The 13,122-nt window shown below is 70.3% G+C and carries 14 protein-coding genes; 10 read left to right on the forward strand and 4 right to left on the reverse strand.

The window, feature by feature from the left end; genetic code table 11:
- Nucleotides 1-328, reverse strand: a 328-nt coding sequence (locus L6E10_RS38380) for a DUF6584 family protein (protein WP_374237605.1), incomplete at its 3' end; no start/stop codon positions are given.
- Between the two features lie 36 nt (nucleotides 329-364).
- Here L6E10_RS38380 and L6E10_RS38385 point away from each other — a divergent pair.
- Both L6E10_RS38385 and L6E10_RS38390 read left to right on the forward strand, forming a co-directional pair.
- A complete protein-coding gene (locus L6E10_RS38385) occupies nucleotides 365-1,507 on the forward strand; it encodes an NnrS family protein (protein ID WP_236225093.1) in 1,143 nt (380 codons plus the stop codon).
- Nucleotides 1,508-1,545: 38 nt separating this feature from the next.
- A complete protein-coding gene (locus tag L6E10_RS38390) occupies nucleotides 1,546-1,944 on the forward strand; it encodes a hypothetical protein (protein WP_236225094.1) in 399 nt (132 codons plus the stop codon).
- Here L6E10_RS38390 and paaI read toward each other — a convergent pair.
- Both paaI and L6E10_RS38400 read right to left on the reverse strand, forming a co-directional pair.
- The gene (gene paaI, locus L6E10_RS38395; protein WP_236225095.1) at nucleotides 1,883-2,269 is read right to left on the reverse strand and encodes a hydroxyphenylacetyl-CoA thioesterase PaaI; all 387 of its coding nucleotides are present in this window, start codon (nucleotides 2,267-2,269) and stop codon (nucleotides 1,883-1,885) included. The two genes, L6E10_RS38390 and paaI, sit on opposite strands and share 62 nt — an antisense overlap.
- Before the next feature lie 237 nt (nucleotides 2,270-2,506).
- Nucleotides 2,507-3,832 carry a cellulose binding domain-containing protein gene (locus L6E10_RS38400; protein ID WP_236225096.1) on the reverse strand — a complete coding sequence of 442 codons (1,326 nt, stop codon included), beginning with the start codon at nucleotides 3,830-3,832 and terminating at the stop codon, nucleotides 2,507-2,509.
- Nucleotides 3,833-3,969: 137 nt separating this feature from the next.
- On the opposite strand from L6E10_RS38400, the gene L6E10_RS38405 reads away from it, so the two are divergent.
- The 3 genes from L6E10_RS38405 (at nucleotide 3,970) to L6E10_RS38415 (ending at nucleotide 8,192) form a co-directional block, all read left to right on the forward strand.
- The gene (locus tag L6E10_RS38405) at nucleotides 3,970-5,019 is read left to right on the forward strand and encodes a methionine synthase (RefSeq protein WP_374237606.1); all 1,050 of its coding nucleotides are present in this window, start codon (nucleotides 3,970-3,972) and stop codon (nucleotides 5,017-5,019) included.
- Between the two features lie 93 nt (nucleotides 5,020-5,112).
- Complete coding sequence (locus tag L6E10_RS38410) at nucleotides 5,113-6,972, forward strand: glycoside hydrolase family 9 protein (protein ID WP_236225098.1); 1,860 nt, start codon at nucleotides 5,113-5,115, stop codon at nucleotides 6,970-6,972.
- A gap of 38 nt (nucleotides 6,973-7,010) precedes the next feature.
- Nucleotides 7,011-8,192 (forward strand): hypothetical protein, encoded by a 1,182-nt coding sequence (locus L6E10_RS38415; protein WP_236225099.1) that lies wholly within the window; start codon nucleotides 7,011-7,013, stop codon nucleotides 8,190-8,192.
- Here L6E10_RS38415 and L6E10_RS38420 read toward each other — a convergent pair.
- Nucleotides 8,179-8,658, reverse strand: coding sequence for a GNAT family N-acetyltransferase (locus L6E10_RS38420; protein WP_236225100.1), 480 nt, complete (start codon nucleotides 8,656-8,658; stop codon nucleotides 8,179-8,181). The genes L6E10_RS38415 and L6E10_RS38420 overlap by 14 nt on opposite strands.
- A 10-nt stretch (nucleotides 8,659-8,668) precedes the next feature.
- Here L6E10_RS38420 and L6E10_RS38425 point away from each other — a divergent pair, with 10 nt between their 5' ends.
- From L6E10_RS38425 to L6E10_RS38445, 5 genes are read left to right on the forward strand one after another with little or no spacing between them, the layout of a single operon-like run.
- Nucleotides 8,669-9,241, forward strand: coding sequence for a hypothetical protein (locus L6E10_RS38425; RefSeq protein WP_236225101.1), 573 nt, complete (start codon nucleotides 8,669-8,671; stop codon nucleotides 9,239-9,241).
- Nucleotides 9,238-9,795, forward strand: a complete 558-nt coding sequence (locus L6E10_RS38430) for a YdeI family protein (RefSeq protein ID WP_236225102.1) — start codon at nucleotides 9,238-9,240, stop codon at nucleotides 9,793-9,795. Before L6E10_RS38425 ends, L6E10_RS38430 begins: the two co-directional genes overlap by 4 nt.
- Before the next feature lie 5 nt (nucleotides 9,796-9,800).
- On the forward strand, nucleotides 9,801-10,454 hold the full coding sequence (locus L6E10_RS38435; protein WP_236225103.1) for a hypothetical protein: 654 nt from the start codon (nucleotides 9,801-9,803) through the stop codon (nucleotides 10,452-10,454).
- 33 nt (nucleotides 10,455-10,487) lie between these two features.
- Nucleotides 10,488-12,596: an NAD-dependent DNA ligase LigA gene (ligA, locus tag L6E10_RS38440; RefSeq protein ID WP_374237607.1), complete on the forward strand. Its 2,109-nt coding sequence runs from the start codon at nucleotides 10,488-10,490 to the stop codon at nucleotides 12,594-12,596.
- A complete protein-coding gene (locus L6E10_RS38445; RefSeq protein WP_236225104.1) occupies nucleotides 12,589-13,092 on the forward strand; it encodes a GNAT family N-acetyltransferase in 504 nt (167 codons plus the stop codon). The genes ligA and L6E10_RS38445 overlap by 8 nt, the downstream gene beginning before the upstream one ends.
- Nucleotides 13,093-13,122: the final 30 nt, after the last annotated feature.

Genomic DNA, 13,122 nt, shown 5'->3' on the forward strand with positions numbered 1-13,122 from the left:
CCAGACGGGTGCGCGCGGTCTCGGTGGGCGCCTCGTCGGCGCGGCCCTGCCAGGAGAGCGCTACCAGACGGGCCTCCGCGCGGCGGTAGGCGCGTTCGAAGGCCTGCGTCTCCTCGGGATCGCGGTCGTCGGAGAGGTAGGCCCAGCGCCCCGCCTGGGCCGGCTGGCCGAGCACGCGGTACACCTCGGCGAGCCGTTCGCGGAGGTCGAGCCGGTGGGGGAACGTGCCGACGAGTCCGGCGACGCGCTGACGTGCGCGAAGCACGTTCGCGAGGTCCCCCCGGCGCAACTCCTCGGCCGCTTTGCGGAGCGTCAGCTCTACCGGCATGGCGAACAGTTTTGCAGGTGGGACTAGCTTTGACCCGTGTTCGGCCTATCGCTGCTGGTCTCCGGCCTCGCCTGGTGGCTGGGGCTCTACCTGCTCGCCCGCGACCCCCGCAAACCGCTGCTGTGGTGGGCGGGCGTCGGGATGATCGGCTACTCGGCGGCGGTCGTCGTGCCGCACCCCGTGCTGGTCGGCGTGCCCTCGCTGGCCTGGACGGGTGCGATCCTGGTGCTCGCCCGCCCCGAGTTGACCAGGTGGTGGGCCGGCGGGGTGGCGGTGTTCCTCGTCGCGTCGTTCTGGTTGCCGTGGATCGTCCTGCTGCCCCTGGCGGTCTCGACGGTCCTGGCCTTGAGGAAACGCGCTTACTTTTCACTCGTCGGGGTGATGTTCGGGCTCTCCGCCGGCGCCTTCCTGCTGCGGCTCCTGCCCGACGCCCTGACGCTGCCGATGATCGGCTTCGACCTCGTCGTGTTCGGGGTGCTGGTCGCCGTGACCGACGCGGTCGAGGAGGGCGAGGCGATCCGCGCGGACATGCTGCGGTCGCTCGTCATCGCGGGCTTCACCGCCGTGCTGTTCGGCTCGCAGGTCGTCCTCTTCGGCGGCCCCGACCTCCTCGCGTTCACGACGGTGGCCGCGGCGATCGCCGTCCAGGTGCTCGCGAACCCCCTCGCCTCCGTGGTCGACCGTCTCGCCGTGCCGACCGTGGCCGCCGAACGAGCCGAGCTGCGCGAGGCCGCCGAGTCGCTGCCCAAGCGCCGCCCGTTGATCACCGAGGACGAGGCGGAGTTCGCCCGGCTGACGCGCAAGGCGCTGAGCCACTACGGCGATCTGGGAAAGCTCGTGGCGAGCCCGTTGATCGCGTTGACCGACGAGGGCCCGCCTCTCGAGCGCGCCGCCCGGTTGAAGAGCATGCTGCTTTCGAGCATTCAACGGCTGAAACCCGCCGACGGTGACTTCGGCACGAGCGACGAATGGCGTTACTACAACGCCGTCTACTTCTACTACGTCAAGGGAATTCGCCCGTACTCGGTCCGCACGAAGCGCGAGGACCTCGACGCCGAGGACCGGCGCGCGTTGCAGTGGTTCGTGACCCAGGTGCCCGAGCGCACGCTCCACAACTGGCAGAACGCCGCCGCGCGCCTGGTCGCGGCGGACCTGGTGGCAGGAGTTGGCAGCGCTTGACGTGGCTTTGGCAGCGCCGGCCGGGCGATCGTCGGGCCATGTTGAAATTCGCCTTGAAACTCGACGGTGTCGCTTCGTTCGCTCTCGGTCTCCTGACCGTCCTGATCCGCCCGGAAGTCGGAATGCCGGCGGGCCTGCAGCTGGGACTCGGTCTTTTCTGCGTGTTCTACGGCGTGGGCGTGTTCTTCCTCGGAACGCGCGCCGTCCCGGACCGCCGGATCGTGCTGCTCGTCATCATCGGAAACGTCGTCTGGGCGTCGGACAGCGTTCTCACCGCGACCATGGACTGGTTCCCGCTGACCGGCGTCGGCGTCGCGCTGGTGCTGGCCCAGGGCCTCGCCGTGCTGGGGTTCGCGGTGCTGCAGCTCATCGGCCTCAGGAGCGCAGCGTCCGCGACCGGCCGCGGAACTCGGCCACGACTTCAGTCCCACGCCTGACCGTGATGTCGTAGATCCCGCTGCGGCCGAACCGGGTCCGTTCCACCGCCTCCGCCACCAGTTCGTCACCGGCGTGCACGGGCTTGATGAAGTCGATCTCGGCCGTGGCGGCGACGGTGACGGACCCGGCCCTGTTGCAGGCGCAGGCGAACGCGGTGTCCGCCAGCAGGAAGACGTAGCCGCCGTGCGCGATGCCGTGGCCGTTGATCATGTTCTCGGTGACAGCCATCCGCAGCACCGCGTAACCGTCGCGCAGCTCGACCGGCGTTATGCCCAGGCCGGTCGAGGCCTTGTCGGCGGCCAGCATCTCAGCAGGACCATTCATTCGTGGCAGCGTAATCACCCTGGCGGTGGTGTCACGCGGCGTTCGAGTCGCCTTACTGTCCGATTGCATGATCGTTCAACATCGGAGGTGGTCACCATGGCTGGTTGTTCTTGCTGCGGCGGGTGTACGGGGCCCGGCTGCGGGTGTTGCAGCTCCTGCTGAGCGCCTTGATGGGATGAGGAAGGCCGTTGCGGGGACGGAAGCTCCCGCAACGGCCTTCACCCGGTAGGGGTGCGATCAGCCCGTGTAGGTCTTGAACAGGTTGGTGAACTCCCAGTTCGCCTGGGAGATCCCACTGCACGTGGGTGAGACTCCGCCGCCGGGGCAGCCCTTGTCGCGACCGGCCGACCAGAACGCGACGCGTCCGACGTGGTTGGCCTTCGCGTACTCGAGGACCTTCCGGGCGTCGTCCTGCGTGGTCGTCGGGCCCGTGTCGTTGCGCCCGATCATCGGCGTGAGGCCCAGCAGCGCCTTCAACTGCGCGTCGGACTTTGACGGCCAGATAGCGCGCATTTGCCCGAGGGTGGCGTTCGCGGCGTTGACCATCGCGTCGCCCCAGTTGCCCGTGTAGCCGAAGTTCATCAGCATCGGGTTCACGAGGACGGTGACGCCCTTCGCGGCCGCGTCCTTGAGCACGTCCACCGAGTACGGGTCCATGCCGTAGTCCTGGCCCTGGATGCGCATCGTGTAGCTGACCGTGGTGCCGCGGGTGTCCTGCAGCCGCTTCAGCGCCGTGTTCACGACCGCCTGCGGGATCGTGGCTTCCACGTCCACGTCGATGCTGTTGGAACCCACGGCGTCGAGCACCTTCACGTAGGCGTTGTAGAGAGCGTCCGCGGTGGAGCAGACGTGCTCCAGGTACGGGCCCATGGCGCCGCCGGTCGCGACGATGACGCTGCCGCCCGCGGCCTTCAGCGCCTTGGAGTCGTTCACGATGCGGCTGTCGTTCAACGGGACCGTGCCACCCCACGCCGGGTCGCAGCCGGCGGACGAGCCCAAGGCGAAGGCCAGCGTGAAGTGCTTCTGGCCCGTCGCGTTGGCCACGTCCATCAGCGACGGCGTCGGCATCGTGATGTCGATGTACGGGGCGACGCGCGCGCTACCGGGCGCAGGCGGCACATCGGACGTCGTGGTGGTGGTCGAGCCAGTCGTTGTCGTGGTGGTCGTCGTGCCACCGCCGTCGCTGCACGGAACGCCGTTGAGCTTGCAGTTCGCCGGCAACGCGGAGCCGCTCACCAGGAAGCCGAAGCTGGTCGACGCGCCCGCGCCGACGTTGCCGTTGTACTCGCGGTGGGTGAACGTGTGGTGGTTGCCGCTGCTGGTCAGCGTGGCGTCCCAGTAGGAGCCGACGGACGCCCCGGCTAGGTCGAACTCGAGCTTCCAGCCGGCGAGCGCGGTGCCACCCGCGGTGATCGTGAACCTGCCCTGGTAGCCGGAGCCCCAGGACGAGTCCTGGCTGAACGCCGCGGACTCGCCGGCGGCCGAGGCGGTGGGGGCGATCGCGACGAGTGCGGCCACCAGTGCGGTGGCGGCCCCGGCGGCGAGTACGGCGAAGCGGGCCATCGGTGGTCCTTCCGGCAGGGGAGGAAGGGAGCGGTGCAGGACCGCGGGGCGCGTCGCGGTCCTGCACCACGTGCGGGGAGGTGCTCCTACGTTCGGCACCTGCTCGATCACGGTAAGTGGTCTGGACCACAGCGTCAATGGGTCTAGACCTCGTCTGTCTGCCGGACAGTGGAACAATTCGGCGGGTGCGTGGAGCAACTGGAATCGGATCGCTGCCCGGAACCGACATCGACGAGGCGGCGCGCGTCGTCGTCGGAGAACTGCCCGAGCTGCCGCACGTCCCGGAACTGCCTGCCAGGGGAGTCGGCGCGGACGTGGTGGGCCGCACCGCCGGCCTGCTCGTCGACCTCGCGATCGAGGTCATCACCTCCGGGTACCGGGTCACCCCGCGTCCCGGCCGCGACCACCGCCGTGCCGTCGACCTGCTGCGCGGCGACCTGGACGCGTTCGACGAGGCGCTGGAACGCGCGGGGGCGCGGCCCTCGGTGGTCAAGGTGCAGGCCGCGGGGCCGTGGACGCTGATGTCGAACATCGAGCTGATGCGTGGCCATCGGGTCCTCACGGACCGCGGGGCGGTCAAGGAGTTCTCTGAGTCGCTCGCCGAGGGGCTGCGGCAGCACGCCGCCGAGGTCGCCAGGCGAACCGGGGCGGCGGTCGTCGTGCAGCTCGACGAACCGGGCCTGCCCGCCGTGCTGCGGGGCCTGCTGCCGACGCCGTCCAAGCTCGGCACCGTGCCCGCCGTGCCGGAGCCCGACGCCCGCGCGGTGCTGGCCACCGTGATCGAGGCGCTGGGGGACCACGAGGTGGTCGTGCACTGCTGCGCGCCCCATCCGCCGCTGACGCTGCTGCGCGAGGCGGGGGCGGCGGTGATCGCGTTCGACGCGACGTTGATCAAGGGAGCGGAGGCGCTCGACGAGATCGGTGAGACCTGGGAAGCGGGCACGACGCTGGCGCTGGGCCTGGTGCCGAGCACCGACCCCGGCGTCCCGGTGTCGTTGAAGGAGGTCGGGCAGCGGGCGTTCACCCTGGCCGACCGCCTGGGCTTCCCGCGGTCGATCCTCGCCGAGAAGGCGCTGCCCACTCCGACGTGCGGTCTCGCCGGTGCCACGTCCACCTGGGTCAAACGCGCCCTCTCGCTGACGCGTGACCTCTCCTCGTCGTTCTCGGAGCCGCCCGAGGGCTGGTGATGTGCGGTCCGCGGGGCTAGTCTGCTGCGAACTATTAGGAAACTTTCTTAACCAAGGGCCGAGCGTCGGGGCCTGGACCGGGAGTTCCTCATCATGCGCATCAGACGTGCGGCCCTCGTCGCCGCGGTCCTCACCAGCGTGGTCGTGACGCCTGCACAGGCCCAGCCGGCCCCCGCCGGCCACATCAGGCTGGACCAGGTCGGTTTCGGCACCTCCGAGCAGAAGCACGCGTACGTGCTCGGCGGTGCCGCGAACACGAAGTTCTCCGTCGTCGACAGCCGCGGCCGAACCGTGCTGACCGGGAAGACGGGTGCGTCCACGGGCTCGTGGAGCGACAAGTACCCGGCGGTGCACCCGATCGACTTCTCGCAGCTCAAGAAGTCGGGCACGTACCGCATCAAGGTCGGCTCCGCGACGTCTGCGCCGTTCAGGGTCGACTCGCTGAGGAAGCTGTTCTCGCCGGTCGCGCACAACACCGTCGAGTTCTTCCAGGCGCAGCGCGACGGCGCCGACGTGGTCCCCGGCAGGCTGAACCGCAAGCCCGCGCACCTCACCGACCGCGAGGCGCTCGTGTACGAGGCGCCGGTGTTCGCGGGCGAGGGCGGCGACCGGATCGCGGCGCCGCTGAAGCCGACCGGCGCGAAGGTCGACCTCGAGGGCGGCTGGTTCGACGCGGGTGACTTCGTGAAGTTCACGCACGCCTCGTCGTACTCCACGGCGTCGATGCTGCTGGCGTTGCGCAACAAGCACAACGACGCCCTGTACGAAGAGGCCAAGTTCGGCCTCAAGTGGCTCGACAAGGCGTGGGACGAGAAGACCGGCACGCTCTACGCGCAGGTCGGCATCGGCACCGGCTCCGAGGAGTTCGGCTTCGTCGGCGACCACGACGTCTGGCGCCTGCCCGAGGCCGACGACGATCTCGACGTGAAGCCGGGCGACAGCGAGTACTACATCAAGCACCGCCCCGTGTTCCGCGCGAACGCCGCCGGCGAGAAGATCAGCCCGAACCTGGTCGGCCGCGTCGCCGGGTCGTTCGCGCTGGCGGCGCAGGTCGAAGCGCACCGGAACCCGCGCGTCGCGCGTTCGTACCTGGACAAGGCCGCGCAGCTGTTCGCGCTGGCCAAGACCTCGGACGTCGGCGAGCTCGTGACGGCGTTCCCGCACGCGTACTACCCCGAGGAGTCGTGGACCGACGACCTGGAGTTCGGTGCCACCCAGCTCGCGCTGGCCGCGAAGGCGTTGCACGACAAGCGCTACGGCCAGTTCGCCCGCGCCGCCGCCCACTGGGCCAAGGAGTTCCTGGCCACGGGTGACCCGGACACGCTGAACGTCTACAACATCTCCGCCCTGGGCCACGCCGACCTCGCCCCGTTGCTGCGCAAGGGCATCCCCGGCGCCGAGGTGACCGAGCAGCAGGTCCTGGGCGACGTCGAGCGGCAGCTCCGCAAGGGCGCCGACGCCGCCAGGACCTCGCCGTTCCGCACCGCGGCCGACGTCGAGACCTGGGACGTCGGCTCGCGCACGTTCGGCTACATCACCACCGCCGCGCTGCACCGGAGGCTGACCGGCTCGGAGGAGTACGCGACCTTCGGCACCCAGCAGCGCGGCTTCGCCCTCGGCACCAACGCCTGGGGCACCTCGCTGATCGTCGGCGTGGGCACGAAGTTCCCCGAGTGCCCGCACCACCAGGCCGCGAACCTCTCCGGTTCCACGGACGGCGGCTCGAAGGTCCTGGTCGGCGCCGTGATCAACGGCCCGAACGACGCCACCCTGTTCGAGGGCCTCGGCGACATGCCGCCCGGCTCCGTGCCGTGCACCAAGCCGTACACGCTGGAGTTCGACTCCGCGAAGTCCGTGTTCGCCGACGACCTGCGCTCGTGGCCGAGCTCCGAACCGGCCATCGACTTCACGGCGACGGGTGTCCTGGGCTTCTCCCTGATCGCGAACTCCTGAGTGGCGCCGGCGCGGGCTCGGGTGTCCAATTCGGACTTGTGCTCAGGCTCGCGCTGGTTCTCTCGCTGCTCTTCTCCGGCACGGCACATGCGCTGCCCACGGACGTGAGGTGCGAGGTCCCCGCCGAGCACGACCCGGACGTGATCCGGACCGTGCACGCCGTCGGTCTCTCCCTGGGCGTGAGCGACAAGGTGGTGCTCGCCGGGTTCGAGGCCGGGTGGGTCGAGTCGCACATGAACAACCTCGCCTGCGGCGACCGCGACTCGCTCGGCGTGTTCCAGCAGCGGCCGTCGATGGGCTGGGGGACGCCGGAGCAGATCATGGACGTCTCCTACGCCTCGCGGCGCTTCTTCGAGCGCGCGGTCGAGGTCGACCGCCCCGGCCTGTCGGCGGGACTGCTGGCCGACGCGGTGCAGCGGTCCTGCTGCCCGGAGCGGTACGACCAGTCGGAGCCGCGCGCGTCGGCCCTGATCCGGCAGGCCTGGCAGGGTGGTCCCGAGGTCGTCGGCGGTGTCGTGCACCTGGTGACCGACGGCGACGTGTGGGCCGGTTCGACGCGGTTGAGCACGTCCGGGGACTTCGTGGGGCGGCCCTCGGTGGCCGGGTTCGTCGTGTACGCGCGGACGGCTCGCGGCGAGGTCCGGGCGCTGGCCGACGGGGTGTGGCGGGTGGTGGCCTCGGGGGTGGCGGGGGACCCGGAGGCGCTGTTGCGTCCTGATGGGACGGTCGAGCTGTACGCGGTGCTGGTGGACGGCAGCGTCGCGGCACTGTCAGACCTCGGTGCGATGATGGGAGTGGGGGGTGGATCCCCCCAGGGGGCCCGCCAGTCGGTATCGATTCCGCGCCGCTCGGCCGCGCCTGCCTCCGTTCCGGCCTGGCAGCCCCTGAGCCCACCCGGATTCGCCCAGGGCAAGCCGTCAGCCGTCCTGCGGTGGGACGGCACCGCCGCCCTCCACGTCCGCTCCGGCGACAAGCTCATGGCGGGCAACGGCGGCACGTGGCGCGCAGCGGCGTACGGCCTGGAAGCATCACCCGAAGCGGTGATCCGCCAAGATGGGACGATAGACCTCTACACGCTCATGGCCGGACGCCCGCACCGCCTGGGAGCCACGGCCTGGGAACCGTTGGGCGACACCGCCTTCATCGACACCGTGTCCGCCCAACCCGATGGCACGGTCCACGCCCGCAAGTCCAGCGGGGAGGTCGTCACAGTCGGTTGAACGGCTCCGCGTACCGGAACGCCCCCGCGGGCACGTCCGAGAACAGCCGCGCCTGGAAGTACGGCTCCCAGGCGGGGTCGGGCGGCGTGATCCCGAACTCCGAGGCCATCCGGAACCCGAACCGCGAGTAGTAGTCCGGCGACCCCAGCAGGACCACCGCGCGCTCGCCACGAGCCTCCGCGGCGCCCAGCACCGCGTGCATCAACGCGGATCCGATGCCGGAGCGCTGGTGCGAAGGGTGCACCGCGATCGGCCCGAGTCCCAGCGCCGGCACGGAGCCGGCGTACCCGCGCGTGCACACGACGTGCCCGAGAACGCCGTCCTCCACCAGCGACAGCTCCGGGATCCAGCCCGGGTCGTCGCGCAGCCGGTCGATCAGCAGAGCTTCAGGCCCGTCCTTGAACGCCAGGTTGGTGACGTCGCGGATGGCGGAGATGTCTGCGGGTGTCTCCCGCCGGATCAGCATGACGCGCACTGTGGCCAAACCCGTCGCCGAGCGCCACTCCATTTTCGCCGCCATACTCCGCGGCGTGGTCGTGAGAAAGACCGTGATGGTGTGCGTCCTTGCCGTGGTGGCCTATCTCGCCGTGTGGTGGGCCTTCAGCGGCACGGAACCGGCACCGGCGGCACCGGCGTCGCTGTTCCTCACCGACTACTCGCGGGCGGTGAAGGGCAACTGCGTGAAGTTCGACGGGCCCGGCGAGGACGACCTCGGCCTCACCGTCGTCGACTGCGGGGGTGCCAAGGCCGCGTTGAAGGTCGGGGCCGTCCTCGGCGACACGAACGGCCGGTGCCCCCGCGGTGAGTACAAGGTGTTGCGCGACACCAGGCACAACGCGGCGCTGTGCCTGCTTCCCAACGCGGCCAGGGGCGACTGCTTCGAGCTCGACGCCGAAGACCTCCAGAGTTCCGCGGTGTCCAAGTTCGACTGCGCGGCGCCACGAGCGAACGTGCAGGTCGTGGACGTCATACGGGGAAGTTGCCCCGAAGCGGCCGAACTCGGTGTTCCCTATGAGGAGATGACGCTCTGCCTGAGGAGGGTGCGTTGATCGTCTTCGAGGGTCCGGCCGAGTTCGACGCCTGGCTGCACCGCAACGGCGCGACCGAGACCGAGCTGTGGATCAAGTACGCCAAGAAGGGGTCGGGACTCAGAACGATCACCTACGACGAGGCGCTGGACGTCGCCCTGTGCCACGGGTGGATCGACGGGCTCGTGCGGTCCGTGGACGAGACCTACTACTCGCAGCGGTGGACGCCGCGGAAGCCGCGCAGCAAGTGGTCCAAGCGCAACTGCGGCAAGGTCGAGGCGCTCATCGCGGCCGGGAAGATGCTGCCGGCGGGCCTGAGGGAGGTCGAGAAGGCCAAGGCCGACGGGCGGTGGGACGCGGCGTACGCGGGGCCCGCCACGATCGAGGTGCCGGACGACCTCGTCGCGGCGCTCGACGCCAATCCCCGGGCCGCCGAGTTCTTCAAGACGTTGAACAGCCAGAACCGCTATGCGGTGTTGTTGCGCATCCACGACGCGAAGAGGCCGGAGACGCGCCGGAAACGCATCGCCCAGTTCGTTGAAATGCTGGCGGAGGGCCGCAAGCTCTACTCTTGAGAATCATGAAGTGGTTCCGCCGCCGCAAAGCCGAAGACGTCGTCCCCGACCACCTGCCGAACGCGCAGGAGGCGGCGCGGCGGTTCTGGGAACGGTGGTTCCAGCTGGTGCCGGTGGTCAGCGCGGCGCTCGGCGACGGTGAGCCGCACCGGGTCGAGGACGAGCTGAGGGACCTCGTCAGCGGGTTGCACCCGGACCTCGTCTTCTCGCTCGAACAGGGCCACATGGCGATGTACGCGCTGGTGGTCACCGGCCAGGAGGACCCGCGGCTGCGGCCGTACACCGACGCCTGGATCGACGCCGCGCCGCCGTCGGACATGGTGTGGGAGTTCCACGACTCGGTGCCACCGGTGCCGGACCCGACCGAGGTGGTCGTGAACCTCGGCGACGTGAGGATGCGGCTGGGCGACTACCGCGTGGTGGCCCAGGTGGACGGCGACGTGGTGGACGTCGCCGTCTACCACCCGGCGCTGGCCGGGTTGAGCGACCAGCAGCGGCAGACGATGACGTTCCTGCCGCTGGACGTCACCCTCGGCGAACGCCTCGCGGGGGAGAGGCTGCGGCGGGTGGAGACCGCGCAGCTCGAACCGGAGGGCACGATCAGCCTGCTGGAACTGCGTTCACTCGTCCGTGAGCTCGCCGGGGATTCGCGGCGCTGAGAACTGTCGGACCTGCTCACTAAGCTGTGGGACGTGACCAGCGAGAGCCTTGAAGACGTCCCCGCCGAGGTGCGCGAGCGGCATGCCGTGCTCGCGGAAGAGGTGCGCTCGCACCAGTTCCGCTACTACGTGCTCGACGACCCGACCGTCACCGATGGCGAGTTCGACGCGTTGCTGGGGTCGCTGGAGGCGCTGGAGGCCGAGCACCCCGGCCTCGCGACGCCGGAGTCGCCGACGCAGCTCGTCGGCGGCACCTTCTCGACGGAGTTCCAGGCGGTCGACCACCTGGAGCGCATGCTCAGCCTCGACAACGTGTTCAGCCAGGACGAGCTGACGGCGTGGTTCGAGCGCGTCCGCAAGGACATCGGCGAGGGCACGCACTTCCTGTGCGAGCTGAAGATCGACGGTCTCGCGATCAACCTGCTCTACGAGAAGGGCAAGCTGACGCGCGCGTTGACCAGGGGCGACGGCCGCACGGGCGAGGACGTGACGCTGAACGTCCGCACGATCGCGGACATCCCGGTGGTGCTCGAGGGGTCCGACGAGTACCCGGTGCCGGACCTCGTGGAGGTGCGCGGCGAGGTCTTCTTCGCGGTCGAGGACTTCCTGGCGCTCAACGCCTCGCTGGTCGAGCAGGGCAAGCCGCCGTTCGCGAACCCGCGCAACACCGCGGCGGGGTCGTTGCGGCAGAAGGACCCCAAGGTCACGGCGTCGCGCAAGCTGCGGATGATCTGCCACGGCATCGGCAAGACCGGGGGCTTCGAGGTCGCCCGCCAGTCGCTCGCGTACGAGGCGCTGAAGTCGTGGGGCCTGCCGGTGTCCTCGCACACCGAGGTCCTCACCGACCCGGCCGACGTGCGCAAGAAGGTCGAGTACTGGGGCGAGCACCGGCACGACGCGGTCCACGAGATCGACGGCCTGGTCGTCAAGGTCGACGAGGTGGCGCTGCAACGGCGCCTGGGCACCACGTCGCGGGCCCCGAGGTGGGCCATCGCGTACAAGTACCCGCCGGAGGAGGCCACCACGACGTTGCTGGACATCCAGGTCCAGGTGGGGCGCACCGGCCGGGTCACGCCGTTCGCGGTGATGGAGCCGGTGAAGGTGGCCGGGTCGACGGTCGCGCGGGCCACGCTGCACAACGGCTCCGAGGTCAAGCGCAAGGGCGTGCTGATCGGCGACCGCATCGTCATCCGCAAGGCGGGCGACGTGATCCCCGAGGTGCTCGGCCCGGTGCTGGCCGCGAGGCCCGCCGACGCGCGCGAGTTCGAGATGCCGAGCCGGTGCCCCGAGTGCAACTCGGTGCTGCGGCCCATGAAGGAGGGCGACGTCGACATCCGCTGCCCCAACGCGGAGACGTGCCCCGGTCAGCTGCGCGAACGCCTGGCGTACCTCGCCTCCCGCGCCGCGCTGGACATCGAGGTGCTCGGCTACGAGGCCGCCGCCGCGATCACCGAGTCCACGGCGTACACGAACGAGGCCGACCTGTTCGACCTCGACGCCGAGGCGTTGCTGGGGGTCGAGCGGTTCAAGACGAAGAACGGCGAGCTGTCCGCGAACGCGCTCAAGCTGCTGGACAACCTGGAGGCCGCGAAGTCCCGTCCTCTGTGGAGGGTGCTCGTCGCGCTGTCGATCCGCCACGTCGGTCCCACCGCCGCCCGCGCGCTGGCGCAGCAGTTCGGCTCGATGGACGCCATCCTCGAAGCCGAGGAAGAGGCGCTCGCGGGTGCCGAGGGAGTGGGCCCGACGATCGCGACCGCCGTGGTCGAGTGGCGCGAGACCGAGTGGCGGCAGGGCGTCGTGCAGCGCTGGCGGGCCGCCGGCGTGCGGATGGAGGACGAGCGGGACGCGTCCATCGCCCGCAACCTCGAAGGCCTGTCCATCGTGGTCACGGGTTCGCTGGCGGAGTTCTCGCGCGACTCCGCGAAGGAGGCGATCCTCGCGCGCGGCGGCAAGGCGGCGGGCTCGGTCTCCAAGAAGACCTCTTTCGTCGTGGCCGGCGACTCGCCGGGATCCAAGTACGACAAGGCCGTCTCGCTGAAGGTCCCCGTCCTCGACGAGGCGGGGTTCCGAGTCCTGCTGGAGCAGGGCCCGGACGCCGCGAGGGAGGTCGCCCTGACAGGAGAAGAAGGTTCCGATGGCTGACCTGATCATCCGCCCGGCCGAGGAGGCCGACCTGCCCGCGGTCGGCGCGATCACGGTGGAGGCGTACAGCGTCGACGGCTTCGTGGGCGCCCACGACGACTACACGACCACCCTTGCCGACGCCGCCGCCCGCTTCCGCGACGCCGAGCTGGTGGTGGCCGTCGACACCGCCTCGGGCGAGGTGCTGGGCTCGGTGACGATCGTGCGGCCGGGCACGCCGTACGCGGAGATCTCGCGGCCGGGCGAACTGGAGTTCCGCATGCTCTCGGTCGCGTCCGCGGCGCGCGGCCGGGGCGTCGGCGAGGCCCTGGTGCGGGTGGTGGTCGACAGGGCACGCGCCACCGGTGCGGGCTCGGTCGTGCTGTCGTCGTCGGAGAAGATGCTGGCGGCGCACCGGTTGTACGAGCGGCTGGGCTTCACGCGGCTGCCGGAACGGGACTGGACGCCGGTGCCCGGCCTGAACCTGATGGCCTACGCCTACGGCTTACCGGTCTGAGCAACCCCTGCCGCGGCCGCGCGTCCACCA

Origin of the sequence: Lentzea sp. CC55 (assembly GCF_021056325.1) — a bacterium.
GTDB classification, from domain to species: Bacteria; Actinomycetota; Actinomycetes; order Mycobacteriales; family Pseudonocardiaceae; genus Lentzea; species Lentzea jiangxiensis.